Source organism: Streptomyces sp. Je 1-369, from assembly GCF_026810505.1.
In the GTDB taxonomy this organism is placed as follows: domain Bacteria; phylum Actinomycetota; class Actinomycetes; order Streptomycetales; family Streptomycetaceae; genus Streptomyces.
Genome location: NZ_CP101750.1, coordinates 6,738,111 through 6,764,003 on the forward strand (window position 1 = coordinate 6,738,111; position 25,893 = coordinate 6,764,003).

Here is a 25,893-nt window from a genome sequence, read left to right on the forward strand (position 1 = left end):
CTTCAGACTCCGCTCTCTGATTCCGTGGACGGGATCACGTAGAAGGGAAAGACGAGACTGCGCGGATTGTTGGTGCCGCGCACGGTGTAGCTCACGTCGATGAACAGGACGGAAGGCTCGTCGGGCGCCGGACTGACCTCGACGTCCAGGACGTCGATGCGCGGCTCCCAGCGGTCGAGCGAGGACCGCACCTCGTACCGGATCCGCCCCGCCGTCGCCTCGTTGACCGGCGCGAACACCATGTCGTGCACGGCGCAGCCGAACTCCGGCCGCATCGGGCGCTCGCCCGGCGCGGTGGCGAGCACGAGACGGATCGACTCCTCGATCTCGCGCTCGCGCCGGGCCAGCGCGATGCCGCCGCCCGCGTTGATGCGCAGCGGAAACGTCCAGCCCGCACCGACGAACTGCTCACTCATGATCAGTGGCCCCCTCGACCCTGGACTCGACCCTAGAAAGGAATGCCATTGCGCAGCACGGCGGGAGCGGTCAGCGCGACGGTCGCAGGCGACGTGATGGCCGCTGCAGCGCCCGCGTTGACGGCCACCGCGCCCGCGGCGGTCACGGAGACCGCGCCGACCGCGTTCACGGCGACGGCGCCCGCCGACTTGAGGCTGACGACGCCGGTCGCGTTGATGTCCGCCATGCCGCCCGCGTTGACGCCGAACTTCGCACCGGCCTTGATGTCGACCGCGCCGCCCGCGCTCATCGTCAGCGAGCCGCCCGCGGTCAACGACAGGTTGCCGCCCGCCCTGATGCTCACGTTGCGGGTCCCCGAGATCGACACCGTGCCGTCGCTGCGGATGGTCACGCTGGTCCGCGCCTCGTCCATGTGGACGGTGAGGCGGCCGTTGCCGGTCTGGAGCCGGATGCCGCTCTTCATGCGGGACTTGGCGTCCACGAGCTCCATGATGTGGCCGCTGCGCGAGGAGACGGACCGCCAGTTGACCCGGCCGCTCGTCGGGTCGATCGGCTGCAGCCCGTCCGTGTTGGGCGTCGGCTTGTCCCGGCCGTTGTACAACCCGGCGAGAACGTACGGGTGTTCCAAGGACCCCCGGTCGAAGGCGACCAGCACCTCGTCGCCCACCTCGGGCAGCATCAGACCACCGCCCCGGACCCCGCCCAGCTGCGCGACGCGGCACCAGTCGCTTTCGTACGTCTCCGAAAGCCACGGGAAACGCAGCTTGACCCGGTGCATCTTCAGCGGGTCCTTCGCATTGCTGACCAGCGCCATCGCGACGCCCGGCATCGGCGGCGCGGCGTCCGCGCCGCCCGAGGCGAGACCGTACAGCGAACGGAACTGGCGCCCCGAGACCGTCAGCCACGTCGTGAACGGCCGCCCGGACTCGAAGAGATGCCGCACCCCGGTCGCCGTGTACTTCCCCTCGAAGGGGAACCCGGCTCCCTTCAGCGCCACGGGCCGCCCCGGCCGCAGGTCGGGGTTGCCGGTGACGGCGACCTCGATCTCGGCGAACGACCCCGCCACGTCGTCCGCGAGCGCCCGGGCGGCGTGCGTGACCTGGGCCTGCGTCGTGTACGGCCACCCCGTCTCCGTCAGCTCCGCCTTCCCGAACGGCTGCGAAAGCTGCGCGGGCGTGATGTCGGCGACGATGTCCTTGCTGCGGACCGCCGGGGACTGCGCGGACAGGGCCCGCTTCGCCCGCATGTCCCACCCCCGCACCCCGGCCGTGGCGACCTGCCCCGCCGCGGTCACCGCGACCCGGCTGTGCAGCGCGTTGTGCCCGAATTCGAGGACGTACGGGCTCTGCGCGGCCGGTGTCGAGTCGGACGGCGCCCCGGCCGCCGGCGCGAGCTTGGCGAAGCACAGCTTCCCGTCCTCGTCGAAGGACAGATGGGTGTCGTTCTCCTGCGCGAGCCGGGAGAGGAAGTCCCAGTCGGTGATGTTCGGCTGGGTCGCCAGTTCGTACACCGTCGGCGTCGACTCGATCTTCCCGAGCTTCACCTTGTTGGCGGCGGCGACGCGGCGCACGATGTCGGACGCCGTCATGTTCGGGAAGCCATGCACACGGCGGTTGCGCAGCAGCCGGTGCCCCGGGTCGTAGCCGCGCACGACGAGCTGCTTGCCGCCGCCGTCCGAGTCGACCTCCAGGGCGGTGACCTCACCGGTCAGCATCGGCTTGCCGCGCACACCGTCCGTGAACGGGCACAGCACCGCCTTGGCGCCCACCTTGATCTGCGGGAACTTCTCCAGGATGTCCCCGCCCTCGTCGGCGAAGGTCAGCTGGAAGGCGGACGGCACGTTCACACTGGCGTCCACCCAGCCCTCGACGAGCAGCACGGCGAGCTTGTCGGGCAGGACGGACCCGCCGATCTCGGCGTGCAGGACGCTCGTGTACGTCTTCTCACTCATCAGGACTCCACGTGCGCGGGGACGGTGACGGGGCCGGGCCGGGCCTCGTCGGCGGCGGGCAGCAGTAGCTCGGTGCCGGGCCGCAGCCGCATCGGGTCGTCGATGTCGTTGGCCTCGGCGATCAGCCGCCAGCGGGTGGCGTCCCCGTACTCCCGCCACGCCAGCGACGCCAGCGAATCACCGGCCACCGTGCGGTGCACACGGCGCGCGGAGAGCGCGCCGGACGTCGGGTTCTGCCCCTTGGTGGGCATCGACACCTCGGTCAGCGCGAGCGAACACGTGGCGCGGATGGGTTCACCGGTCGGATTGAAGAGGGTGTAGGAGGCGCTGACGTTCGTCACGTACGCCACGAACTGCACGGTGTTGAACGACCCCCACGAGAACCGTACCCACGGCGGCGACGGCCGCTTGGAGGTGACGCTCTGCGGGGTCACCTCGCAGCACGAGAGGAGCATCTCGACCTGCTTCTGCACCTTCCCGGAGTTGGGGGTGCCGGAGGAGTCGAGGAAGACCTCCAGCTGGAGGGTGGCCGGGGCGGCGCCGGTGAACTTCGGCGGGGCGCCCCGGGTGTACGCGACGGCACGCTGCGTACGCCACTCGGCGGACCGCGCCATCTGGAGCTGCGTCGGGTTGAACTGGAACTCCACCTCACCGATCCGCCCGCCCATCGACCCGCCGAGGTCGGTGGGCGGCTGGTGGATGGCGAGCGCGGCGCGGACCAGGCTCGCGCCTGCCTTGCCGCCGGTGGGCGCGGCCATCTCAGGCACCTCCCGCGTCGGTGAACCCGTGGTGCGCGATCTCCAGCGTCTCCGTCGCCACGGCGGGGCTGTCCGGACTCAGGCTCGGCCCCTGCCAGCGCACGGGCAGCACCTCGACGAGCCCCCACTGCGCGACGATCGAACCGTCCGCGCGCAGCGCCGCGATCTGCGCGGTGGGCCGCGAGATCCCGGTCGCGATGGACGAGATCCAGGCGGCCACGCGGGCCGTGTCGGCGGTCAGGGGCCGGGTGAGCCGGATGGTGGAGAAGGTCACGCGGGTCGGCAGCTGCCAGACGAACCCGTTGTTGCCGCCCTCCTGCCGCTGCTCCACCTCCACCTCGGAGGAGAGCCCGTCGCACCCGTTGAACAGGCCGAGGTCCTGGCCGTCGATGGTGAGCTTGAAGAAGACGGTGGAGCCGGGGTCCTTGGGCGAGGGCATGGGTTCTCTTTGCTGTGGTGGCGGGTGGCGGGTGGCGGAGGGCTTAGGGCTTAGGGCTTAGGGCTGGTGTGGTCTGTTGTTGTCGGCTAGCGGCCGTGGTCGCGGAGCCTGCCCACGCGCTCGCGGTCGCTGCGCAACTCCGCGCGGAGCAGCCGCGACAACGGAGCGAGGAGCCGCCGCGCGAGGTCGTCGAGGTCGGCGGGGGCTGCGGCTTCGGAGTCGGGGCCGGGGTTGGTGTGCTCGGCCTGGGCCGGGGTGGCCGGTTTGGTCTCCGCCGGGGCTGGGCGGGGGGCCGGGGCGGGTTGCAGGGGGACGGAAACCTGCTGTTGGGGCTGGGGTCGTTGGGGTTGCGGCTCGGGCTGGGTGGGCGCGGCACGTCGTTGGACGGAGGGCGCCGGGATGGGCGCGGTACGTACGAGGGGTGGGGCGGGGGTGGGGGTGGGACGGGGCGGCGTAGGGGCGGCCGGTTTTGCGAGGGGTACGACGACGGGGGCGACGCCGCTGTTGGGCGGGTGCGGGTGCGGGTGCGTGGCGGCGTGGGGTGCGGGGCTTGTCGACTTTTGCAGGGGCACGGGGGTGGGTGCCGCCTTGGGGGCGGCCCCCGTTGCGGGGGTGTGCGGCGTGCTGGTGGTGGTGTGCGGCGTCAGGCCCCGGGCGGGGGAGAGGGGGTACTGAGCCGCTGCGGGCCGGTAACTGCCGGGGGCGACGCGACGGTTGATCGGGACGACGGGGAGGGGGCGGGGTTGTGGCTGGGCGTGCTTCGGTACCGGTGCGGGGTCGCTGCTTGCCGCGGGGGCGGGACCACTTGTCATCGGCTTCGGGGCAGGCGTCGTCGGTGCGCTGCTCGTCGGAGTCTGCTGCGAGTGGGTCTGGGGCGAACGGGCGGGGCCCGCGAGTGGTGCGGTCCCGCTGCTCGCCGACGTCTGGACCGGGGGCACGGGTGCGCCTATCGCGGTGCGGCGGGGGTGGGGCTGGTCGCTATGGGTGGGGGAGGGGGTGTCGGTCGTCGGCGGTCCGCTGAGAGGGCGCGGGTGGTTCTGGGATGCCGGGGCAGGAGCGGGGGCCGGTGTGGGCGCGGCGTTCGCTTGCCGTTGGGCGGGGGGCACGGGTGCGCCGATTGCGGTGCGGCGGGGGCGGCCGCTTGCCGTGGGCGGAGTGGGTGCGGACCCGGCTGACCGTTGGACAGGGGGCACAGGTGTGCCGGTGCTGGTGGGGTGGGGGTGGTTCTGGGGGCCGACGGTGGGCGTGGGAGTGGTGGGTGGTGTGGGTGCGGCGTTCGCTGACCGTTGCACGGGGGGCACGGGTGCGCCGATTGCGGTGCGGCGCGGGCGGGGCTGACCACTCGCCGTGCGCGTGGGTTCAGGTGCGGCGCCGGCGTTCGTCGGCTTGTGGGCGGGTGCCGCGGGGGTGGACGTCGGCGTCGGCCTCGGTGCGGGGCCGGGGGACGTCGACCTCTGGGCAGGGGCCGTCGGGCCGTTGACCGGGGCGGGGTCGGGGTGGCTCTGACCCGGTGTGGTGGGGGTGGGTGCGGCGGTCGTCGGCCGCTGGGCCGGAGGCGTCGGCGCGTCCGTCGCCGGTGTGGTGCGGGGGCGCTTCTGGACGGGTGCCGTGGGGGTGGTTCCCGCGCTCGTCGGCTTTTGCGCAGGGGCCGTTGGGCCCTGGGCCGGGGTGGGGCTGGAGCTCGTTGACCTCTGGGCAGGGGGGAGCGGTCCGTCGACCGGACTGCGGTTGCTCGCCGTGGGGGCGGGCGTGGACTTGGGTGCGGGGCCGTTGGTCGCTGTCCGCTGGACGGGGGCGTTCTGCGGTGCGGGCGCGTTGGTCGTGGTGTCGTGCGGAGGGCTCTTCGGGGCCGGGGCCGGGGTGCTTGCCGCGGCGGCGGGCGTGGACTTGGGTGCCGTCCGCTGGGCGGGGGTCTCGTGCGGGTGGGCCTTGGGCGCCGGGCTGCTGGCTGTGGGTGCGGGGCCGTTGGTCGCTGTCCGCTGGACGGGGGCGTTCTGCGGTGCGGGCGCGTTGGCCGTGGTCTCGTGCGGAGGGCTCTTCGGGGCCGGGGCCGGGGTGCTTGCCGCGGCGGCGGGCGTGGACTTGGGTGCCGTCCGCTGGGCGGGGGTCTCGTGCGGGTGGGCCGTGGGCGCCGGGCTGCTGGCTGCGGGTGCGGCGCCGTTGGTCGCTGTCCGCTGGACAGCGGCCTCGGGTGGGCGGCCCTTCGGTGCCGAGCTGCTCGTCGCGGGTGCGGGGCTGTTGTTCGGCGTCTGCTGGGCAGGGGGCACGGACGGGTGACTCTTCGGTGCCGGGTCGCCTGCCGTGGGCGCGGGTGTCGTCCGCTGGGCGGGGGTCTCGTGCGGGCGGGCCTTTGGTGCCGGGGTGCTCGTCGCGGGTGCGGGGCCGTTGTTCGGCGTCCGCTGGGCGGGGGCCTCGGACGGGTGGTCCTTGGGCGCCGGGGTGCTCGCCGCGGGGGCTGCCGTGCGCTCGGGGCCGTTGGTGGCCGTCCGCTGGACCGGGGGCTGGTGCGGGGTGCTCTGCGGTGCGGGCGCGTTCGTCGCGGCCTCGTGCGCGCGGCTCTTCGGCGTCGGGGTGCTCGCCTTGGGAGTGGGCACGTTGTCGGCCGTGCGGTGACCGGGAATCTCGTGCGGGGCGGGCCGCGACGCGGGCGCGTCCGGTGCGGCGTCCTGCGCACGGTTCTTCGGCGTCGGGGCGTTCGCTGCGGGGGCGGGTGCCGGGGTGACGGGCGCCGTGCGTTGGGCCGGGGGCTCAGGCGGGGCACTCTGCGGTGCCGCCGGTGCGGGGGCACCGGAAGGCGTGCCCGGACCGGCCTGCGCGCGCTGGACCCGGCGTATGCGAGGCCGTCGCTGTACGGGCTCAACGGGGGAATTCGCCCGTACAGCGACGGGGTCCGTGGCCGCTGACGCGGCATGCGATCCCGGGTCGGCAGGGGGAACCGGCCCGGGGGCATCGGTGGGCGGCGCGGTGGAGCTCGGCGGCGCCGTACGTGCCGCCCCGACAGGGAACAACTGCCGCTGTGGCACCACGCCCGGCGCCGCCGACACCAGCGGAGAGCGTCGGGTCGTACGCGACGGCTGCACCACCGGTACGGCAGGGCCACCCGGCGAGCTGCTCGCCGCCGGAGCAGGCAGCGCCCGCGCGGCGGCGGACCGCTGCACCGGCGCCGTGGCGGAGGAAGTCGCGGCCCCGCCCGCACCGAGGGGCGCGGCCTGCTCCTCCGTACCGGCAGTACTCGGATCACTCATCCCCCGTACCGGCAGACGGAGCGAAGGCAGGTCGAGGTCGCCCGGTCGGCCCGCCACCGGCGTCAGGACGTCGTGCAGCACACCGCCGGGCGCGGAGGCACGTACCGCATGCCCCAGCTCGCCGCCGAAGGACGGGTTCTGGTGGGTGGCGAGCATCGCGCCGAAACCCTGCTCGGCGACGGTCCGCGGCGTCGCGAGAACACGCTGGACGGGCGGCACGGAGGCCCACCCGCCACCACTGCCGCGGACCTCGGCACCGGAGCCGCTTTCGGGACCGACACCGGCCTCAGCACTCGAAGCGACTCCAACACCCGAAGCGACCTCGGCCGAAGCGCCCTCGGAGCCGCCCGGCGTACCCTCGCCCCGCGAACCCCGCCGCCACTTGAACAAGCCCATCACTTACCTCGACTCACCGACCGGTCGCCTTCGCCTCCGCCTGCTCCACCAATGTGGCGGTCCGCCCCACGTACGCGCGCCGGTCCGCGTGTTCGAGGTCGAGGATGTCGTCCATGCCCCAGTGGAAGTGGTAGGCGAGGTACGCGACTTCCTCCTCGATGCGGTCGGCCGCGTACGTCACGATTCCCCCAGGCGGCTCCCGGCCAGCTCCACCTCGAAGGACTCCGAGCAGTGCGGGCAGGCCACCGCCGCGCGGGTGTGGCCCTCCGCGTTGATCTGCCGGTAGAAGTCCTGGAGGAAGGCGAGGTCGGAGGCGAACATGTTCTCCACCGTGCCGTCGTGGACCGAGCCGAGCGTGCCGAGCCGGGTGATGACCCGGCCCAGCAGTACGACGGACAGGTAGGCGGGGTTCTCGCGCACCCGCACGTCCCGCAGCGGCACCAGTTCGTCACGTGCCGTCGCGAGCCGCATCGCGCCGTTGCGGTGCACGGTGCCGGACTCGTCCACGAAACCGCGCGGCAACTCGAACTCGAATTCCGTACGCAGTGGTTCGCGGACGCCCGTCACCGCGCCGGGCACCGTGCCCGCGCCCGCAGCCGTCCCCGCCGGACCCTCGCGCCGCATTATTCGATGACCAGCTCTTCGAAGACGATGGTGACCTGCTCGGTCAGCGCGGCGGCGTCGCCGGCCTTGACCCCGCTGGTCTCCACCTTGCTGCACCAGGCGTTGCGCAGGTTGTACCGCTTCACCGGGTTGTTCTGGTAATCCATCATCATGATCGTCGCGTTCTTGCGCGCCGAGCCCATGTCGCCCGCGATGGACTTGTTGATCCACTCGCTGAAGACGGGGCTCTGCGTCATGCCGCGGGTGACCGTGCACTCGCCGGCCTTCTTCACGCCGGGCATCTTCTTCACGACGGGCTTGCCGTCGGCCGAGACCTGCTGGTACTCGATGACGTCCTGCTCCATCGAGAGGCCGCTGACCTCCTGGAGGTATTCGACCATGACACCGTCGATCTGCAGGCCGAAATTGTGGGTGGTGAGGGCGTCACCGGGCTGAAGGGACAAGGGGGTTCACTCCTGAAGTGCCTGGATTGATCGTTCTTAGGTGGCGTACTGGCGTACCGGCGTACCGGCTTACTGCTCGGCTCGGACTACTCCTCCAGCTCGCCGCCCCCGCCGGAGAACTGCGCGAGCCGGAACACCACGAACTCGGCGGGCTTGACCGGCGCGATGCCGATCTCGCAGACGACCCGGCCGAGGTCGACCGACTCCGGAGGGTTGGTCTCCGCGTCGCACTTCACGTAGAAGGCGTCCTCGGGACGCGCGCCGAAGAGGGCACCCGAACGCCACTCGTTGACGAGGAACGCCGAGACGTTGCGGCGGATACGCGCCCACAGGGCGTGGTCGTTCGGCTCGAACACCACCCACTGGGTGCCGATGAGGATCGACTCTTCGAGGTAGTTGAAGTAGCGGCGCACGTTCAGGTAGCGCCACGCCGGGTCGGACGCCATCGTGCGCGCGCCCCACACGCGGATGCCGCGGCCCGGGAACGCGCGGATGCAGTTCACACCGATCGGGTTGAGCAGGTCCTGCTCACCGCGGGTGATCTGCAGCTCCAGGTCGACCGCGCCGCGCACGATCTCGTTGGCCGGCGCCTTGTGCACACCGCGCTCGGCGTCGTTGCGCGCCCAGATGCCCGCCATGTGGCCGGACGGCGGCACGACCACCGACTGACCGGACGCCGGGTCGAAGGACTTGATCCAGGGGTAGTAGAGGGCGGCGTAGCGCGAGTCGTAGCCGGCCAGCTCCTGGCGCCACTGCCGGACCTGGCGGGCGTTCAGCGACGGCGGCGGGTCGATGATGGCCATCCGGTCGCCCATCAGCTCACAGTGCGAGATGAGGCCGAGCTGGACCGCCTTGACCTGCTCCTCGTCGATGATGCCCTGCTGGTAGGCGGCCATCAGGTCGGGCACCGCGACCATGTTGATCTCGTCGAGGGCCTCCAGGCCGCCGAAGCCGGTGCGGTCCGAGGAGTCGCCGATGAACTGGGCGGTCTCGATGCGCGACACCTGGCCGTTCGAGGCGGGCACGGCGGGGGTGGCGGGCGTCGGCGGGGCCAGCGTCACGGTCTGCGCGTCGGGCTTGGCGAGCTGCCCGCCGGCCGTGGAGGCCTCCTCCAGGGCGATCGTCTTGGACCGCTGCCTGACCTGCGTGACCACGTAGTTGCGGGCGGTCTTCTTCGCGCTGACGTCGAAGTTCTCGACGACCTTGTCGCCGTCCTTGACGATCAGCTTGAAGCGGTCGGCGGCGCCCTCGCCCTCGCCGTCCTGCACCTCGACGGTCAGCGCGCCGCCGTCCGTGGTGCCCGCCGTGATCGCCGACACCGTGAACGCGCCGAGCGCCACGGGCTCGCCCGCGGTGAGCTCCTTGGGGGCCTGCGCCTGCGTCTGCTGCGCGGGGGCCTGCTGCTGCGGCTCGGTCGCGTCAGTGCCGCCGACGCGCACGACGTACGCGGCGCTGCCGCCGTTGTTGAAGAACCCGTACACGGAGTGCGCCAGGTAGTACCCGTCCGTGAACTCGCCGAACGCGGCCACATACTGCGACCAGTTGGTCACCAGCGTCGGCTCGTTGAGCGGTCCCCGCGGTGCAAGGCCGACGAAGGCCGCGACGGAGGTGCCGACGCCTTCGATGGGACGCGAACCGCTGGCGACTTCCTCGATGTAGACGCCGGGGGACAGGTAGTTGGGCATGCTGCTGTGCTCCAAGGCTCGAGGGGTGGCGAGGGTGTGGCGGGCGGACCGGCGATGCGCCGGTGCGGCTGCCGCTCGTTCCCCCTGTGTGCCGGCCGTGTGCCGGTCCCCGCTGGTTCGTACCTTGTCGACGGTGCCTCACGCGCGGGCCGGTGCGTAGAGACGGAAGGACGTCAGTGAGGGCAGATGCCGCTGCCCGTTCAGCCGTCGGGCGGACGCGGCCGACCTGAGTGTTCGCGGTGGCGGCCGGAGCTACCCGGCCGGTGCGGGGCGCGTTGCCCGTCCGATCATCGGCCCGGGGGCGGAGGGCAGTCCGGGGCGGTCGAGGGCAGGGTTGGCGGGAGGGGTGTGGGGGCGTTCCGTGCGGGGTAAGGCCGAATGTGAATGGTCGGTGGCGCATATGCCCCGCCCCGGGTGCCCGGCACGTCAACACCTGGTCAACAAGGTGTCGCAAGTGACCCGCACGAGTCGGGGGACTCTCGGGGCTGACGTAACGTTTGGTGCGTACGGCCATCCGTGGCGCGTACGAACGGGCACTTCGCGGTGCGTCACAGGGCAAGGGGTACGGGCTGACAATGCGGGGCGACGCGGGCGGCCGCACGGGCCGGGACGGCGGGAGCGGGGCCGACCGGGCCGACCGGGGTGACCTGGGCGGGCCGTTGTGGTTCCAGGTCCTCGGGCCGGTGCGGGCCTGGCGCGACGGGCAGGCCCTGACGCTCGGATCGCCGCAGCAGCGTGCGACGCTGGCCGCGCTGCTGCTGCGCGGTGGCCGGCCGGTGTCGGCTGCGGAGCTGGTGGACGCGCTGTGGGACGAGTCGCCGCCGCCGCGCGCGATCGGCACGCTGCGTACGTACGTGTCCCGGCTGCGCGGCCTCCTCGAACCGGACCGGCGTGCTCGCGAGCCCGCGCGGATCCTGGTGTCGGCGGGCGACGGCTACGCCCTGCGCGTGCCGCGCGGCGCGCTCGACGCGAGCGAGCTGGAGGACCACGTCGCCGCGGCGCGTTCGCTGCGCGGTGCGGGTGAACTCGCGGACGCCTACGCCGAGTTGACGGCTGCGCTCGCGCTCTCCGACGGGGCGCCGCTGGCCGGACTGCCTGGGCCGTACGCGCGGCGTCAGCGGGACCGGCTCACCGAGCTCTCCGTCACCGCGCAGGAGGAGTTCTTCGCCTGCGCGCTCGAACTCGGCTGCCACGGCGAGACGATCGCTCCCCTCAGCGTCTTCGCCGCCGAACACCCACTGCGCGAGCGCGCCCAGGCCCTGCTCATGCTCGCCCTGCACCGGGGCGGCCGCCGTGCGGACGCGCTCGCGGCGTACGACACGACGCGCCGCACGCTCGCGAGGGAACTCGGCGTCGACCCGGGCAAGGAACTCGCCACGCTCCACACCGCGCTCCTCCAGGGCACACCCCTGCCCCCCGCGGCCCTCCCGTGGCCCGGCGCCGGGCCCTCCGCGCATATGGCGCGGCCCGGTACGGCGATCGGCGCGGCGTCGGGCGTGGCATCCGGGGCGGTGTCTGGCGGGGCGGTTTCTGGCGGGGCGCCTGGTGAGGCGGTGTCTGGCGGGGCGCCTGGTGGGGTACCTGGTGGGGCGCTCGGCACGGCAACCGGCGCCGTGCCCGACGGGCAGACCGACGGGGCCCGGGGCAGGGCAACCGGCCCGGGGGCCGGAGGGGTATCCGGTGTGGCACCGGGTGCGGTGTCCGGCATGGCGCTGGGTGCGGTGTCCGGCTGGGCAGGCGGTGCGGTGTCCGGTGTGGCGCCGGGTGCGGTGTCCGGCTCGGCCACCGGGGCGGTGTCCGGCGTGGCGCCGGGTGCGATGCCCGGCCCGGCCACCGGGGCGGTGTCCGGCATGGCGCCGGGTGCGGTGTCCGGCTGGGCAGGCGGGGCGGTGTCCGGTGTGGCGCCGGGTGCGGTGTCCGGCTCGGCCACCGGGGCGTTGCCCGGCATGGCACCGGGTGCGGTGCCCGGCTGGGGAGGCGGGGCGGTGTCCGGCTCGGCCACCGAGGCGGTGTCCGGTGTGGCGCCGGGTGTGGTGTCCGGCTCGGCGACCGGCGCGTTGCCCGGCGTGGCGCCGGGTGCGATGCCCGGCCCGGCCACCGGGGCGTTGCCCGGCATGGCACCGGGTGCGGTGTCCGGCTCGGCAGGCGGGGCGGTGTCCGGCATGGCGCCGGGTCCGGTGTCCGGCCCGGCACCCGCCGCGCTTCCCCACACGGCACCCGTCACGCCGCCCCCCACGCCCCCCGGCGCAGAACCCCGTCTCGAAGCCCTCACCCCCATACCCGTCACCCCGCCCACATCCTCATCACCCACATCCTCATCACCCACATCCCCATCACCCACATCCCCATCACCCACACCCACACCCCCATCACCCCCACCCCTGACCGACCCCGCAGACCTGACCGCCCGCCCCCTCCCCCTGAACACCCCCACCCCCCTGCACGGAGCCGTCCCCAGCCCCGTCCGTACCGTCGCCGATCGCCTCACCCCCGCGCAGCTCCTCCCCGACGTGCCCGACTTCGCGGGGCGGGAGGTCGAGGCGCGGTTGTTGGCCGAGACGCTGCGGTCCGCCGCCTCCGGCAGCACGATGGCCGTGGCCACGCTCACCGGGCTCGGCGGCGTCGGCAAGACCGCGCTCGCCGTGCACGTCGCCCACGCCTTACGGGACGAGTTCCCCGACGGGCAGCTCTACGTCGACCTGCGCGGCGCCGACGCCGCGCCCGGCGTCGACAGCGGCAGCGCGCTCACCGGGTTCCTGCGCGCGCTCGGCATCCCCGAGAGCGCCGTCCCCGACGGGCTCGACCAGCAGACCGCCCTCTACCGCTCGCTCCTCGCGGGACGCCGCGTTCTCGTGTTCCTCGACAACGCGCGCGACACCGCGCAGGTGCGCCCGCTGCTGCCCGGCGCGCCCGGCTGCGCCGTCCTGGTGACCAGCCGCTCGCGGACCATCACCCTGCCCGGCGCGCGCCTCGTCGACGTCGAGGCGATGGACGAGCGACAGGCGCTCGGCCTGCTCAACGCCATGCTCGGCGCGGAGCGCGTGGCCGCGGAACGGGACGCCGCACGCGAACTCGTCGCCGTCTGCGGCGGGCTGCCCCTCGCCGTCCGTATCGCCGCCGCCCGCCTGGCCGCACGGCCGGGACGCCCCATGGCCGACCTGGTGGCACGGCTGCGCGACGAGCGACGCAGGCTGGACGAGCTGCGGGTGGACGACCTGGGCGTCGAGGCCACCTTCCGGCTCGGGTACGAGGCCTTGGAGCCTGGCCTCGCCCGTGCCTTCCGCATGGTCTCGCTCTGCTACATGCCGTCCTTCTGCCGCGGTGCCGCGGGCGCCCTGCTCGGCGTCGACGAGGAGGAGGCGGAGCGCGCGGTGGAACGGCTGGTCGACGCGGGTCTCATGGAGCTGCACGGCGAGGACCGCTACCGCTTCCACGACCTGGTGCGGCTCTTCGCGCGCCGCCAGTGCGAGCTGCGCGAGAGCGCGGCGGAACGCGCCGCCGCCCGCCTGCGCTTCCTCGACTACGTCCTGGCCACCGTCATCACCGCGATCCGCCGTACGAAGCCGCACAGCGTGCTCCCCGAGCTGCTGCACCGGCCCGCGTCCGCGGGCAAGGCGCTGCCCGACGAGGCCGCCGCGCACGACTGGCTGGTCGTCGCACACTCCCGGCTGTGCGACGCGGCGGAGAACGCGCTGCGACACGTACCGGACGAGGCGGAGGAGTCGGAGGAGCCGGAGGAAGCCCCTGGTGAGGGCGGGTCCAATGCGCCCCACGCGCCCCACCCGGCCAACACCCCCACCCCACCCGGCCTCCGCCCCGTCGTCGACCTCCTCACCGCCTGGTCCCACCTCGTCGCGGGCACCGCTCGCCACCGCGACCTGGAGCCGCTCGCCGAACTCGCCCTGCGCACGGCCCGTCGGCACGGCGACGACCGGTCGGCCGCCCGCGCGCTGCGGCTGCTCGGTGCCCCGCACTACGGCACCGAGACATACGGCCGCGCCGAGCACGCGCTCCGCGAGAGCCTGCACCTGGCCGCGGGCTGCGGCGACCTCCTCGTCGGTGCCGAGGGCAGCCACGAGCTGGCCATCGTCCTCATGGGCACGGGCCGGTTCGCGATGGCCCTTGAGCAACTGCGCCTGGCGTACGCGAGATTCGGCGCGCTCGGCGGGCACGACGACCGGATCCGCATCCTGTCGCACATGGCCCGCGCGTACGTCGCGCTGGGCCGCCGCCCGGCGGCGGACACCGCGATCGACGAGGCGGTGCGGCAGGCCCGGCGCTCGGGCAGCACGCACACGCTCGCGCACGTCCTCTACCAGGCGGGCTGCGCGCTGCTCGCGGACGGCAGGGCGGACGCGGGGGCGGAGCAGTTGCGCGAGGCGCAGCGGCTGCACGGCAGGGCCCGCAACCCGCGCTGGGAGGCGCTGTGCTGGGCCCGTCTCGCCTACTGCGAGCTGGCGCAGGGCAGACCCGGCGAGGCCATCCGCTGCGCGGACGCGGCGCTCGCCGTCGAGGGCGAACTCGGCGACGCGTTCTGCCACGCGCTGGCGATGGCCGCGCGCGGGCGGGCGCTGCTCGCCCTCGGCGACCTCGAACGGGCCAGAGCCGCCCTGCGGATCGCACACCGCGTCATGGAACGGCGCGGCGCTCTGGAGGCCGACGAGATCGCCGCCCTGCTGTCCAAGTGGCGCCCACGCGCGGCGATCCACGGCCCGGTGCTCTCCGCGCACGGCTGAGAGCACAGGGCCGCGCGGCTCCCGTCCGCGAGGGCAGCCGGGCCTGCCCTTGACGTCGCCCTTTCGTACAAGGAGAGAGCCGGAGGCGGGCTCTACCGTGCCCGTATGACGTGGTGGAACTCCCTTGACCCGGCCGCGGTGACCGTTGACCCCGGTGGCCGGGCGACCGTGCGGCTTCGCGTACGCAATACGGGAGACACCGTCGAGGAGTACCGCCTCGGGGTCGTCGGCGCCGCCGCCGGCTGGTCCCGTGTCGAGCCCGACGTGCTGCGGCTCTACCCCGGCAGCGAGGGCACCGCCGAGATCTCCTTCGCGCCGCCCCGCTCGCCCGACGCGGCCGCGGGACCCACGCCGTTCGGCATCCGCGTCGAGCCCCGGGAGAACCCCGAGGCCCGGGACGTGGTCGAGGGGCAGGTCACCGTCGCGCCCTTCACGGAGATCCGCGCCGAACTCCTGCCGCCCACCATCGCCGGACGCTTCCGCGGCCGCGCCTCCGTCGCCGTGGACAACCTCGGCAACACCCCGCTGACGGCGGCCCTCACCCTCCGCGACGACGCGGGGCGCCTCGCCTTCGAGGTCGACCCCACCGCCGTACAAGTGGCGCCGGGGCGTGCCGCGTTCGCGAACCTGACCATCCGGCCGCAGCAGGTGCTGTGGACGGGGACCGGACAGGCGCATCCGCTCACCGTCTCCGTGCGCCGTTCGGGCGACGAGCAGGGGCACGAACTGCCGGGCAGCTTCGATCAGCGGCCGGTCCTGCCCCGCAGGCTGCTCGCAGTCGGCGGCGTGCTCGCGGCGCTCGCCGTCGCGTCCGTCGTGGCGTGGCTGACCTACGCGCCCGACTTCGACGGCTCGGCGCGCGAGAACCAGGCGGCCGCCGCGCCCGCCGCCGTCCCGCAGGGCGGCGAGAAGGACAGACTCGACGACGCTCCGCCGCCTCCGAAGGAGAAGGCGGACGGCGGCGGCCGGGGCGGCACGGACTCGGGTTCGGGCGGCGCCGGTGGCGGTGGCGGAGCAAGCGGTGGCGGCTCCGGCGACGGCGGCTCTTCGGGCGGCGGCAGCAGTAAGAAGGAAGACGGTGGTGGCGGCGGTGGTGGCGGTGGCGAGGAGACGGTGTCGGACGGCGGCAGCCGCAAGGCACGCACCGGACCACCCTGGCGCCGCGGCTACGCGCCGGACGTCGTCGTCGAGTACGCACAGCGCCGCCTCGCCGCCCTCGGTTCGAAGAATCCCTGCACGCTGACCGGCCACTGGACGCCCGGCGTCATCGACTCCAACACAGAGGCAAAACTCATCTGTTACCAGAAGGCCGTGGTCCGCACCGGCCAGAACTCCGGGAACAACACCGCTCAGATCTTCGAGACGGACGACGTGGGCACGCTGGGCCGTGCCACCCTCACCTCGCTGTGGGCGCAGGGCATCCGGCCCGACGCCGTGCGCTCCGGCGCCGACAGCTGGGAGGTCGTACAGCTCCAGGCGGCGTTCTGGTGGGCCTCGCAGGCCGGCATCAGCGACAAGGACCTGGACCGCGACCGGGCGTACGCCGAGCACGGCGTCGCCTACTTCAAGAACGGCCGTAGCGCACCCACCACGGCCAGGTACAACACCAACACGGCGGCTCACATCAAGGAATACCAGGCCTCTGTCGGCCTCCCGGCGACCGGCAAGGCCGACAGCGCGACCCTGCGGGCCCTGGTCGGCGGCAGCGTCCACCACCCCGGCGTGACGGGGCGGTGAGCGGCATGTGGACCTCTCTCGAACCCGCGGCGACCTCAGTCGAGCCCGGCTCCACCGCGAGCGTGCGGCTGCGCGTGCGCAACACCGGCGACACCGTCGAGGAGTACCGCCTCCAGGTGGTCGGCGCGACGGCGGGCTGGGCCCGCGTGCAGCCCGACGTCCTGCGGCTGTACCCGGGCGCGGAGGGCACTGCCCAGGTGGAGTTCGCCCCGCCCCGCACCTCCGACGCGCAGGCGGGCCCGACCCCGTTCGGCGTCCGGGTGCAGCCCCGCGAGACCCCGCACACCGTGGACGTCGCGGAGGGCCGGATCACGGTCGGCCCGTTCGCCGAACTCCGTACGGAACTGCTCCCGTTGGTCGTACGCGGCCGACTGCGCGCCAAGGCGTCCGTGGCCGTCGACAACCTCGGCAACCAGCAGCTCACGGCGTCCTTCTCGGGCCGTGAGAACGGCGAGGAGGTCGAGGTCGAGTCGGAGCCCGGATCGGTCCAGGTCGCGCCGGGCCGCGCCGCGTTCGCCGACCTCAGCATCAAGCCCGGCTCGGTGAGCTGGGTCGGCGGCACCGTCAAGCGCCCGTTCACGGTGTCCGTGCTGCGGGCCGGGGTGCCGGAGCCGGTGGAACTGCGCGGCACGTACGTCCAGCCGTCGTTCATCCCGCGCTGGGCGATGGCCGTGCTCTCGGTGCTCTTCGCGCTGGGACTCGCGTTCGCCGTGATGTGGTTCAACCACAAGCCGGCCATGTCGACGCAGGCCAAGGAGAAGGCCGGCGAGCAGCGGGAGCTGCCGCAGAGCGACGGCATGAAGAAGGCGCCGAGCCCGTCGCCGAGCCCCTCCAAGGAGAAGGAGGAGCCGAAGGCGCCCGCGAACGAGGCCAAGCCGCCGGAGTCCGGCGGTGGCGGTGGTGGCGGCGGACCGAAGGACGACAAGCCGAAGGGCCCCAAGCTGCGCACGATCCGCAGCGCGGAGGGCAGCGGCTGGTACCTGGAGACCAAGCGGGGCGCGAAGGCGGACGGCACGTACGTCGGCCAGAGCCCGGAGCTGACGGACGAGTTCGGCAAGAACCAGAAGTGGATCCTGCACCACTATCCGGAGACCGACACGTACTCCCTGGAGGCGGCGAACGCCCCCGGCGCGATCATGGACCTGAAGGTCGGCACGAACATCGTGCAGATCTTCCACGCGCCCCCGGAGAACATCAAGAGCGGTCAGCTCCCCGACAACCAGAAGTGGAAGCTGGAGAGCCAGCCCGACGGCCTCACCCACATCGTCGGGGTCGGCAACGGCGAGTGCGTGGTCGACATGCAGAACGACACGAGCGCGATCACCTGGAAGTGCGACGACCGCAAGAGCATGGGCTGGACGATCTCGGACTGGCCGGAGTAACACTGGCCGGAGTAACCCTGGCCGAAGTCCCCCCTGGGCCAGTCCGGGATCGTCGTCGGTCAGCGTTGCCAGGGCAGGGACGTACCCGGTTCCAGACGGCCCATCTTGCGGTACTCGCGGCGGGCACCGGCCCGGACGTCCGCACCGGACACCGGGCCGCCGTGGCCCGCCGCCTGATACGCGGCGGTCACGGCGGCCGACCGGATCGCGCCGCCGGACAGCTCGAACTCCTTGGCGCAGGCCGCGAGCTCGTCGTCCAGGTCGTCGGCGCAGGGCGTTCCCGTCAGGCACGTACGCCACAGGGCGAGCCGCTGCTCGACGTCGGGGAACGGAAAGTCGACCACCAGGTCGAGGCGGCGCGTGAACGCGTCGTCGATGTTGGCCCGCAGGTTCGTGGTCAGCACCGCGATCCCGTCGAACGCCTCGAGGCGCTGCAACAGATACGCGCTCTCCAGGTTCGCGTACCGGTCGTGCGAACTCTTGACCTCCGAGCGCTTGCCGAAGACCGCGTCGGCCTCGTCGAAGAGCAGCACCGCGTCCGTACGGTCGGCCTCCACGAAGATCCGCTCCAGGTTCTTCTCCGTCTCGCCGATGTACTTGTCGACGACTGCCGACAGGTCCACCACGTACAGGTCCAGGCCGAGTTCCCCGGCGACGACCTCCGCCGACAGCGTCTTGCCCGTGCCGGAGTCCCCGGCGAACAGCGCGATGACACCGCGCCCGCGCCCGCCGCCCGTGCGCAGCCGCCACTCACCGAGCACCTTGTCGCGGTGCCGGGCGCGCAGCGTCAGCTCGTTGAGCATGGCGAGGGGCTCGTCCGGGAGCACGAGGTCCGCGAAGCCGACCTCGGGCCTGATCCGCCGGGCATGCTTGTCGAGCAGCGGCGCGGACTGGAGCCGGGCACTGCGCTGCAGGTGCGCCACGGTCGGCGCGGTCCCGTCGAACGCGGCCAGTTCGGCGGCGTCGCGGGCGGCGCGCCGGATCTGCGTCACGCTGAGGCGGTACGGCGCGACGGCCTCGCCGAGGTCGAAGTCCGGCTCGAAGCCCGACTCGACGTCCGGCTCGACGTCAGGCTCGTACGCGGGGGAGTACCTGGCGAGTTCGGTGTGCCACGTACGGGCCGCGTCGACGGCGTCCTGCGGCGCGTCGAGTACGAGCAGCCCGGCGTCGGGCGCCCACCCCGGGTCGTACGGCTCGCTCCCGAAGAACACGACCGGCACGTCACTGGTCACCAGGGACCGCACGAGGGGGCCGGGTCCGTCGGGCAGTGGCCCGACGACGAGCGCGGCCCGCCGCAGCCGCGCCTCACGGACCAGCGCGACCGCCGCGGCATCACTCGCCGTGCCCGACGTGCCCGACGGCCGGTACCGCAGCACCGTCCGTCCGGCCGCCCGCAGTGCCTCCGCCACCGGTTCGGCAGCGGTGCCCTCCCTGCGCTCGCGCAGATGCACGCGGAGCGGCCGCTCGGCGGCGAGGGCGGCGACGCGGAGGGCGAGCGGATGCGCGGAGCCGGCGTCGGCGGTGCCCCCGTCGTCCTCCGCTGCCAGCAACTCGACGTCGTGGTCGACGAGATCGGGGTCGAGCGCGTCGTCGCCGAGCAGCTGCGCCACCACCCGCTCCGGCACGCGCAGGGCCCGCCCGGGCAGCGGCCGGTCCTCCTCCTCCACGACGATCAGGCCCCCGGCACGCAGCGGTGACCGGGGGTGGAAGCGGCGCCGGGCGAGCGGGTCGTGCGGTCCCGTGCCGGAGAGGTCCAGCGCGAGCGTGACGGTGGCGCGGCGGCGACCGACGTCGTCGTTGAGGTACCCGTACAGCGGCTCGAAGCGGCGGTCGACGTCGGGGGCGAGGGCGGCGAGCAGGATGTGCTGGTCGAGCACGCTGAGCCCGAACTCCCGGGCCACTTCCTCCAACGGGTCGGACCCAGCGTCTCCGGCCCCGCCCTCCACACCACCCTCCGCACCACCATCCGCCGCACCTGCCACGGCCGCCATGCCGCCCGCCGCGGGCAGGGGAGTGGTGGCCAGCCGGAAGGCCGTCTCGGGCGTCACGTACATCCCGCGGAGCGGATCCGCGGCCGTGGGGTCGTCGGCGGAGCGCCGCTCGACCAGCTCGGCGACTCGCCCGCGCAGGGCTTCGAGCCGCGCGACCATGACGTTCCGCGCGCTCACTCGCCCGCCTCCGGAGCGTGGTCGTCGCGACGCTTCCGCATCATCCGGGGCCGGGAGTCGCCCGGCTCCCCGTCGAGACCGCGGACACCCACGACCGCGCCCTCGGTGACCGGCGGCGCCACGTCGTACGTGGGCGAGACCGGGAACGGCACGGTGATCACCACGTCCAGGGACGGCTTGAGCTCACCGCCGAGCGCGGACCAGATGTCGGCGATGGAGCGCGCCTCCGGCGGCGGCACGGCGACGGACAGCGGCAGCGTGGCGCCCAGCGCGGCGAGCGCGTCGGGCAGCCGGTCCGGCGGCAGCAGCTCGTGCCGGAGGAGCGTGCCGAGGGCCGCGGAGAGCAGCCGGTGCTCGTCCTCGGGGCGGTTGGTCCAGGCGGTGAGCAGGTAGGAGAGCCGGAACCAGCGGGGCGGCTGCCGCCTGCGCAGCACGATGCCGTCAGGACCGCGTTCGGCGTAGGCGCCGCGCTCGCGGCGGGCGACGTCCTCGCGGATGTCGTACAGGTACGAGTTGAGCGTGGGCGCGTTGCGCCGCGCCGCCCAGTCGCGGGTCGGCGCCTCGAAGACGACCTCGCCGGTCCCCTCCGGAAGCGCCTCGCGCAGCAGCGCGCGGAGGGCCTCGTCGACTTCGTGGATCACGGTCGCGCTCCCCGTATGGATGTGAGGACCCGGACCGGTCGCCGCGTCGGCTGCCGCCGCGCTGACTGTCGACGCATGAGATGTCGCCGCATTTAGATGTACCCCTCCCGCAGCGCGTACGCGACGGCATGCGCGCGGTTCTGCAGCTGCAGGCGCGTCATCAGCGCGTGCAGGACGTTCTTGACGGTGCGTTCGGAGTAGGCGAGCTTCTCCGATATCTGCTTGGTGTCGAGCCCCTCCGCGATCAGCCGTACCACGTCCACCTCGCGGGGTGCCATGCCCAGCGTCGGTACGAGGGTGCCGGCGGCGGACGGGGTGCCGTCGAGCGCGGAGAGCCGGAGGCGGCCCAGCTGGGCCATGAGCCGGTTGATGAGGTCGGGCGGCAGCTCGCCCTCGCCGCGCGCCGCGCTGTGCACGGCCCGCAGCAGCTTCTGCGGGGTGGCCTGGTGGCGCCAGAGGATGGCCCGCACGCCGTACTCGACGACCGCGAGGAGCTCCGGCTCGCGCAGCTCGCTGGCGATGAGGACGACCCGCTGTTCCGTGGACCTGGCGAGGCGGCGCAGCTCGCTGCCCGCCGGGTCGTCGAGGCGGTCGACGAGCATGACCGCGACGCGTTCGGTCGTGGTGGCCGTCGATCCGCCGGGGGATGCGGGGGCGGAGGCGGGGGTGGAGCCGTCCGGGGACCGGTCCACCAGCTCCACGGTGGGCTGGTGCCTCAGATGGCTGATGACCCCGGCCCGGCTGAGGGGGTCGGTGGCATGCACGGCCACCGAGATACGTGTATCCGACACTGAAATTCCCTGTCTTCCCCCGAATAGCGACGGGCACAGGGTGGCCGGAACCGATCAACAAATGATTGCCGTTGAATCAACGGGGTTGTTTACGAGCGCGTGAGTGAACGCTGCGGGACTGGGGACTTGGTGTGCAGGGCCGGTACGGCGGCGTCCCCCGGGGGACCGCGCCGGCCCAGGTTTCCCTGGTTCGGCCATGAGCCAGGGAAACCGAGCCCGGCCCCGGGCGGCGCGGCGCGCGGCCGTTCACCACGCACCCGAGAACCCGACCACGCCCGGTCACCTGCCGGGCAGCGCAAACTCCGTGGCCACAGCGTGGCCGCGCGACGATACTCGTGTTGTGTTCTTGACGATCTCCACCACCGGCACCGAGCAGACCCCCGCCACCGACCTCGGCTTCCTGCTGCACAAGCATCCCGACAAACGGCATACGCGCAGCGTGTCCCACGGGACCGCGCACGTCCTCTTTCCCGAGGCGACCGTCGAGCGGTGCAGCGCCGCGCTGCTTCTCGAGGTCGACCCCGTCGCGCTCGTGCGGCGGGGGAAGGGGAAGGGGCGGGGCGGGGCTCCTGACGCGGCTCTTGGGCAGTATGTGAACGATCGGCCCTATGCCGCCTCGTCGTTGCTCGCCGTGGCGCTGAGTGCCGTGTTCTCCAGTGCCATGCGTGGCGTGTGCGCCGCGCGGCCCGAGCGGGTCGCGCAGCCGTTGCCGCTCCGCGTGGAGGTGCCCGCCCTGCCCGCCCGTGGCGGTGCCGAGCTGGTGCGGGCGCTCTTCGCACCGCTCGGGTGGGCCGTGACCGTGACGCCCGTGCCGTTGGACGTGCGGTTTCCCGAGTGGGGGGACTCGCGGTACGTGGGGCTCGTACTCGAAGCGGCCGACGGGACGTTGACGCTGGGCGAGGCGCTGCGGCACCTGTACGTGCTGCTGCCCGTCCTCGACGACGCCAAGCACTACTGGGTCTCGCCCGACGAGGTCGACAAGCTGTTGCGGGCCGGGGAGGGGTGGCTCGCCGGGCATCCGGAGCGGGACGTCATCACCGATCGCTATCTGGCGCGGCGGTGGTCCCTGACACGGGACGCCAAGGAGCGGCTCGAACTCGTGCGGCTCGCCGACGCCGACGACTCGGACGTCGACGACATCGACAACGCCGTCGACGAAGGCACCGACACCGAGGAGCAGCCGGTGCCGCTCGCCGTGCGGCGCCGCGAGGCCATCCTCGCGGAGCTCGCCGACGCCGGTGCCGGGCGGGTGCTCGATCTCGGTTGCGGGCAGGGGCAGTTGGTGCAGGCCCTGCTCAAGGATGTCCGGTTCAGCGAGATCGTCGGGGTCGACGTGTCCGTGCGTGCGCTGACCGTCGCCTCCCGGCGGCTCAAGCTCGACCGCCTCGGGGAGCGCCAGGCCGGCCGCGTCCAGCTCATGCAGGGCTCCCTCGCGTACACCGACAAGCGGCTCAAGGGGTACGACGCGGCCGTGCTCAGCGAGGTCATCGAGCACCTCGACGAGGCGCGGCTTCCCGCCCTGGAGTACGCCGTGTTCGGCTCCGCACGTCCCCGCACCGTCCTCGTGACGACGCCGAACGTCGAGTACAACGTCCGCTGGGAGTCGCTCCCCGCCGGCCACGTCCGCCACGGCGACCACCGCTTCGAGTGGACGCGGGAGGAGTTCGCGGGGTGGGCCCACCGAGTCGCCGAACGCCACGGCTACGACGTCCGGTTCGTGCCCGTCGGCGACGACGACCCCGAGGTGGGTCCGCCCACGCAGATGGCCGTGTTCAGCCAGGCGGCCAAGGTGGCCGACGCAGCCGAGAAGGACCAGGTCGCATGACGAACGACAACCGCACCACCGTCGCCGACGCCACACGCGCTCTCGCCGTCACCGACCTCTCCCTCGTCGTCCTGATCGGCGCCACCGGCTCCGGCAAGTCCACCTTCGCGCGCACGCACTTCAAGGAAACCGAGGTCATATCCAGCGACTTCTGCCGCGGGCTCGTCGCCGACGACGAGAACGACCAGAGCGCGAGCCGCGACGCCTTCGACGTGCTGCACTACATCGCGGGCAAGCGCCTGGCCGCGGGCCGCCGTACCGTCATCGACGCGACCAGCGTGCAGAGCGACAGCCGCAAGCAGCTGATCGAGCTGGCCAGGCAGTACGACGTGCTGCCCATCGCCATCGTGCTCGACGTGCCCGAGGACGTCTGCGCCGCCCGCAACGCCGCCCGCGCCGACCGGGCGGACCTGCCGCGCCGCGTCATCCAGCGTCACCAGCGCGAACTGCGGCGCTCCCTGCGCCACCTGGAGCGCGAGGGCTTCCGGAAGGTGCACGTCCTGCGCGGGACGGCGGAGATCGAGGCCGCCACCGTCGTCACCGAGAAGCGGTACAACGACCTCACCCACCTCACGGGCCCCTTCGACATCGTCGGCGACATCCACGGCTGCGCCGCCGAGCTGGAGACCCTGCTCGGCAAGCTCGGATACGTGGACGGCGTGCACCCCGAGGGCCGTACCGCCGTGTTCGTCGGCGACCTCGTCGACCGCGGCCCGGACACGCCGGGCGTGCTGCGGCGCGTCATGTCGATGGTCGAGGCGGGCACCGCTCTCTGCGTGCCCGGCAACCACGAGAACAAGCTCGGCCGCCACCTCAAGGGCCGCGGCGTCCAGCACACCCACGGACTCGCCGAGACCGTCGAGCAGCTGTCGGCCGAGAGCGAGGAGTTCCGCACGCGGGTGCGGGAGTTCATCGACGGCCTCGTCTCGCACTACGTCCTGGACGGCGGCCGGCTCGTCGTCTGCCACGCCGGTCTGCCCGAGAAGTACCACGGCCGCACCTCCGGCCGGGTCCGCTCCCACGCCCTGTACGGCGACACGACCGGCGAGACCGACGAGTTCGGCCTGCCGGTGCGCTACCCGTGGGCCGAGGAGTACCGGGGCAAGGCCGCGGTGGTCTACGGCCACACCCCCGTACCCACCGCTACCTGGCTCAACAACACCATCTGCCTGGACACCGGCGCCGTCTTCGGCGGCAGGCTGACCGCGCTGCGCTGGCCGGAGCGCGAACTCGTCGACGTACCGGCGGAGCGGGTCTGGTACGAGCCGTCCAAGCCGCTGCGCACCGAGGCGCCCGGCGGCCACGACGGGCGGCCGCTCGACCTGAACGACGTGCACGGCCGCCGCGTGGTCGAGACCCGGCACGTGGGCCGCGTCGCCGTACGCGAGGAGAACGCCGCCGCCGCCCTGGAGGTCATGAGCCGCTTCGCCGCCGACCCGCGCCTCCTCCCGTACCTGCCGCCGACGATGGCACCGACGGCCACGTCCCGCCGTGAGGGCTACCTGGAACACCCGGAGGAGGCGTTCGCCGCGTACGCCGACGACGGCGTCGCCCGCGTCGTGTGCGAGGAGAAGCACATGGGGTCGCGCGCGGTGGTCCTGGTCTGCCGCGACGCGGACGTGGCCCGCGAGCGGTTCGGGGTGGGCGACAGCGCCACTGGTGGAGGGCCCACCGGTTCCCTCTGCACCCGCACCGGCCGCCCCTTCTTCGACGACCCCGCCGTCACCGAGGAGATCCTCGGCCGCGTGCGCGACGCCGTCACCGAGGCAGGGCTGTGGGAGGAGCTCGCGACGGACTGGCTGCTGTTCGACGCGGAGCTGATGCCGTGGTCGCTGAAGGCGTCGGGGCTGCTCCGCACGCAGTACGCCGCCGTGGGCGCCGCCTCCGGAGCCGTCTTCCCCGGCGCGATCGCCGCTCTGGAAGCGGCGACGGCGCGCGGCGTCGACGCGGGCGAACTCCTGACGCGGCAGCGGGAACGCGCCGCGGACGCCGCCGCGTTCACCGACGCCTACCGCCGCTACTGCTGGTCGACCGAGGGCCTGGAGGGCGTGCGCCTCGCGCCGTTCCAGATCCTCGCCGTCCAGGGCCGCAGCCTCGCCGGGCTCCCGCACGACGAACAGCTGGCCCTGATCGACCGCATGGTGGAGCACGACGGCAGCCAGGGCTCCGACCTGCTGCAGACGACCCGCCGCCTGTACGTCGACACGGGCGACCCGGAGTCGGTGCGGGCGGGCGTCGACTGGTGGCTGGAGATGACCAGTCGCGGCGGCGAAGGCATGGTCGTCAAGCCGGTCGAGGCGCTGGTCAGGAACGCGCAGGGCCGCCTCGTCCAGCCCGGCATCAAGTGCCGCGGCCGCGAGTACCTGCGGATCGTCTACGGCCCGGAGTACACACGTCCGGAGAACCTGGCGAAGCTGCGCGACCGCTTCCTCGGCCACAAGCGGTCGCTCGCCGTCCGCGAGTACGCGCTCGGCCTCGAGGCGCTGGACCGGCTCGCGGACGGCGAGCCGCTGTGGCGGGTGCACGAGGCGGTGTTCGCGGTCCTGGCGCTGGAGTCGGAGCCGGTGGACCCCCGGCTCTAGAGCCGGGGCGGGGGGCGTCGCGGGCCCCGCTGCTTTGGCCAACGACGCGCGTCGGCCGTCCGGCCGGGGAAAG

At 73.4% G+C, this 25,893-nt stretch carries 19 protein-coding genes; 7 read left to right on the forward strand and 12 right to left on the reverse strand.

Annotated features, from left to right (window positions below; translation table 11 throughout):
* Nucleotides 1-2: 2 nt before the first annotated feature.
* The 5 genes from NOO62_RS30395 to NOO62_RS30415 all read right to left on the reverse strand — a co-directional run bounded on the left by NOO62_RS30395 (nucleotide 3) and on the right by NOO62_RS30415 (nucleotide 4,377).
* Nucleotides 3-416 (reverse strand): GPW/gp25 family protein, encoded by a 414-nt coding sequence (locus tag NOO62_RS30395; RefSeq protein ID WP_268773987.1) that lies wholly within the window; start codon nucleotides 414-416, stop codon nucleotides 3-5.
* A 32-nt stretch (nucleotides 417-448) separates the two neighbouring features.
* A complete protein-coding gene (locus NOO62_RS30400; protein WP_268773988.1) occupies nucleotides 449-2,368 on the reverse strand; it encodes a VgrG-related protein in 1,920 nt (639 codons plus the stop codon).
* Nucleotides 2,368-3,126, reverse strand: coding sequence for a LysM peptidoglycan-binding domain-containing protein (locus tag NOO62_RS30405; RefSeq protein ID WP_268773989.1), 759 nt, complete (start codon nucleotides 3,124-3,126; stop codon nucleotides 2,368-2,370). The genes NOO62_RS30400 and NOO62_RS30405 overlap by 1 nt, the downstream gene beginning before the upstream one ends.
* 1 nt (nucleotide 3,127) lies before the next feature.
* Nucleotides 3,128-3,565 carry a phage tail protein gene (locus tag NOO62_RS30410; protein ID WP_150186695.1) on the reverse strand — a complete coding sequence of 146 codons (438 nt, stop codon included), beginning with the start codon at nucleotides 3,563-3,565 and terminating at the stop codon, nucleotides 3,128-3,130.
* A gap of 86 nt (nucleotides 3,566-3,651) precedes the next feature.
* A complete protein-coding gene (locus NOO62_RS30415) occupies nucleotides 3,652-4,377 on the reverse strand; it encodes a hypothetical protein (RefSeq protein WP_268773990.1) in 726 nt (241 codons plus the stop codon).
* 937 nt (nucleotides 4,378-5,314) lie between these two features.
* Between NOO62_RS30415 and NOO62_RS30420 the strand changes: the two genes are divergently transcribed.
* The gene (locus tag NOO62_RS30420; RefSeq protein ID WP_268773991.1) at nucleotides 5,315-5,842 is read left to right on the forward strand and encodes a hypothetical protein; all 528 of its coding nucleotides are present in this window, start codon (nucleotides 5,315-5,317) and stop codon (nucleotides 5,840-5,842) included.
* Nucleotides 5,843-5,926: 84 nt separating this feature from the next.
* Nucleotides 5,927-6,178, forward strand: a complete 252-nt coding sequence (locus tag NOO62_RS30425) for a hypothetical protein (protein WP_268773992.1) — start codon at nucleotides 5,927-5,929, stop codon at nucleotides 6,176-6,178.
* A 1,041-nt stretch (nucleotides 6,179-7,219) separates the two neighbouring features.
* Here NOO62_RS30425 and NOO62_RS30430 read toward each other — a convergent pair.
* From NOO62_RS30430 to NOO62_RS30445, 4 genes are all read right to left on the reverse strand, one after another.
* Complete coding sequence (locus tag NOO62_RS30430) at nucleotides 7,220-7,387, reverse strand: DUF6760 family protein (protein ID WP_167355695.1); 168 nt, start codon at nucleotides 7,385-7,387, stop codon at nucleotides 7,220-7,222.
* Complete coding sequence (locus tag NOO62_RS30435) at nucleotides 7,384-7,830, reverse strand: hypothetical protein (protein WP_150173269.1); 447 nt, start codon at nucleotides 7,828-7,830, stop codon at nucleotides 7,384-7,386. Before NOO62_RS30435 ends, NOO62_RS30430 begins: the two co-directional genes overlap by 4 nt.
* Entirely contained in the window at nucleotides 7,830-8,273 is a 444-nt protein-coding gene (locus NOO62_RS30440) for a phage tail protein (RefSeq protein WP_125515614.1), read from the reverse strand. Before NOO62_RS30440 ends, NOO62_RS30435 begins: the two co-directional genes overlap by 1 nt.
* An 86-nt stretch (nucleotides 8,274-8,359) precedes the next feature.
* The gene (locus NOO62_RS30445; RefSeq protein ID WP_268773993.1) at nucleotides 8,360-9,958 is read right to left on the reverse strand and encodes a phage tail sheath family protein; all 1,599 of its coding nucleotides are present in this window, start codon (nucleotides 9,956-9,958) and stop codon (nucleotides 8,360-8,362) included.
* A gap of 575 nt (nucleotides 9,959-10,533) precedes the next feature.
* Here NOO62_RS30445 and NOO62_RS30450 point away from each other — a divergent pair.
* From NOO62_RS30450 to NOO62_RS30460, 3 genes are all read left to right on the forward strand, one after another.
* Nucleotides 10,534-14,694 (forward strand): BTAD domain-containing putative transcriptional regulator, encoded by a 4,161-nt coding sequence (locus NOO62_RS30450; protein WP_268773994.1) that lies wholly within the window; start codon nucleotides 10,534-10,536, stop codon nucleotides 14,692-14,694.
* Between the two features lie 105 nt (nucleotides 14,695-14,799).
* The gene (locus NOO62_RS30455) at nucleotides 14,800-16,431 is read left to right on the forward strand and encodes a peptidoglycan-binding domain-containing protein (protein ID WP_268773995.1); all 1,632 of its coding nucleotides are present in this window, start codon (nucleotides 14,800-14,802) and stop codon (nucleotides 16,429-16,431) included.
* A gap of 5 nt (nucleotides 16,432-16,436) precedes the next feature.
* Entirely contained in the window at nucleotides 16,437-17,813 is a 1,377-nt protein-coding gene (locus NOO62_RS30460) for a hydrogenase expression protein (RefSeq protein ID WP_268773996.1), read from the forward strand.
* A gap of 59 nt (nucleotides 17,814-17,872) precedes the next feature.
* Here NOO62_RS30460 and NOO62_RS30465 read toward each other — a convergent pair whose 3' ends face one another.
* From NOO62_RS30465 to NOO62_RS30475, 3 genes are all read right to left on the reverse strand, one after another.
* Nucleotides 17,873-19,963 carry an AAA family ATPase gene (locus NOO62_RS30465; protein WP_268775851.1) on the reverse strand — a complete coding sequence of 697 codons (2,091 nt, stop codon included), beginning with the start codon at nucleotides 19,961-19,963 and terminating at the stop codon, nucleotides 17,873-17,875.
* A 14-nt stretch (nucleotides 19,964-19,977) separates the two neighbouring features.
* Nucleotides 19,978-20,622 carry a DUF4255 domain-containing protein gene (locus NOO62_RS30470; RefSeq protein ID WP_268773997.1) on the reverse strand — a complete coding sequence of 215 codons (645 nt, stop codon included), beginning with the start codon at nucleotides 20,620-20,622 and terminating at the stop codon, nucleotides 19,978-19,980.
* 92 nt (nucleotides 20,623-20,714) lie between these two features.
* A complete protein-coding gene (locus NOO62_RS30475) occupies nucleotides 20,715-21,413 on the reverse strand; it encodes a helix-turn-helix transcriptional regulator (protein ID WP_268773998.1) in 699 nt (232 codons plus the stop codon).
* Nucleotides 21,414-21,753: 340 nt separating this feature from the next.
* Here NOO62_RS30475 and NOO62_RS30480 point away from each other — a divergent pair, with 340 nt between their 5' ends.
* Together NOO62_RS30480 and NOO62_RS30485 are read left to right on the forward strand one after the other, a co-directional pair.
* A complete protein-coding gene (locus tag NOO62_RS30480) occupies nucleotides 21,754-23,238 on the forward strand; it encodes a 3' terminal RNA ribose 2'-O-methyltransferase Hen1 (protein WP_268773999.1) in 1,485 nt (494 codons plus the stop codon).
* Complete coding sequence (locus tag NOO62_RS30485; RefSeq protein WP_268774000.1) at nucleotides 23,235-25,820, forward strand: polynucleotide kinase-phosphatase; 2,586 nt, start codon at nucleotides 23,235-23,237, stop codon at nucleotides 25,818-25,820. The genes NOO62_RS30480 and NOO62_RS30485 overlap by 4 nt, the downstream gene beginning before the upstream one ends.
* The last annotated feature ends 73 nt before the right edge of the window (nucleotides 25,821-25,893 follow it).

Excerpts from the sequence above, each read along its gene's own strand:
- NOO62_RS30395 (WP_268773987.1), bottom strand. The coding sequence starts at position 416 with ATGAGTGAGCAGTTCGTCGGTGCGGGCTGGACGTTTCCGCTGCGCATC.
- NOO62_RS30400 (WP_268773988.1), bottom strand. The coding sequence starts at position 2,368 with ATGAGTGAGAAGACGTACACGAGCGTCCTGCACGCCGAGATCGGCGGG.
- NOO62_RS30405 (WP_268773989.1), bottom strand. The coding sequence starts at position 3,126 with ATGGCCGCGCCCACCGGCGGCAAGGCAGGCGCGAGCCTGGTCCGCGCC.
- NOO62_RS30410 (WP_150186695.1), bottom strand. The coding sequence starts at position 3,565 with ATGCCCTCGCCCAAGGACCCCGGCTCCACCGTCTTCTTCAAGCTCACC.
- NOO62_RS30415 (WP_268773990.1), bottom strand. The coding sequence starts at position 4,377 with ATGACAAGTGGTCCCGCCCCCGCGGCAAGCAGCGACCCCGCACCGGTA.
- NOO62_RS30435 (WP_150173269.1), bottom strand. The coding sequence starts at position 7,830 with ATGCGGCGCGAGGGTCCGGCGGGGACGGCTGCGGGCGCGGGCACGGTG.
- NOO62_RS30445 (WP_268773993.1), bottom strand. The coding sequence starts at position 9,958 with ATGCCCAACTACCTGTCCCCCGGCGTCTACATCGAGGAAGTCGCCAGC.
- NOO62_RS30450 (WP_268773994.1), top strand. The coding sequence starts at position 10,534 with ATGCGGGGCGACGCGGGCGGCCGCACGGGCCGGGACGGCGGGAGCGGG.
- NOO62_RS30455 (WP_268773995.1), top strand. The coding sequence starts at position 14,800 with ATGACGTGGTGGAACTCCCTTGACCCGGCCGCGGTGACCGTTGACCCC.
- NOO62_RS30460 (WP_268773996.1), top strand. The coding sequence starts at position 16,437 with ATGTGGACCTCTCTCGAACCCGCGGCGACCTCAGTCGAGCCCGGCTCC.
- NOO62_RS30465 (WP_268775851.1), bottom strand. The coding sequence starts at position 19,963 with ATGGTCGCGCGGCTCGAAGCCCTGCGCGGGCGAGTCGCCGAGCTGGTC.
- NOO62_RS30485 (WP_268774000.1), top strand. The coding sequence starts at position 23,235 with ATGACGAACGACAACCGCACCACCGTCGCCGACGCCACACGCGCTCTC.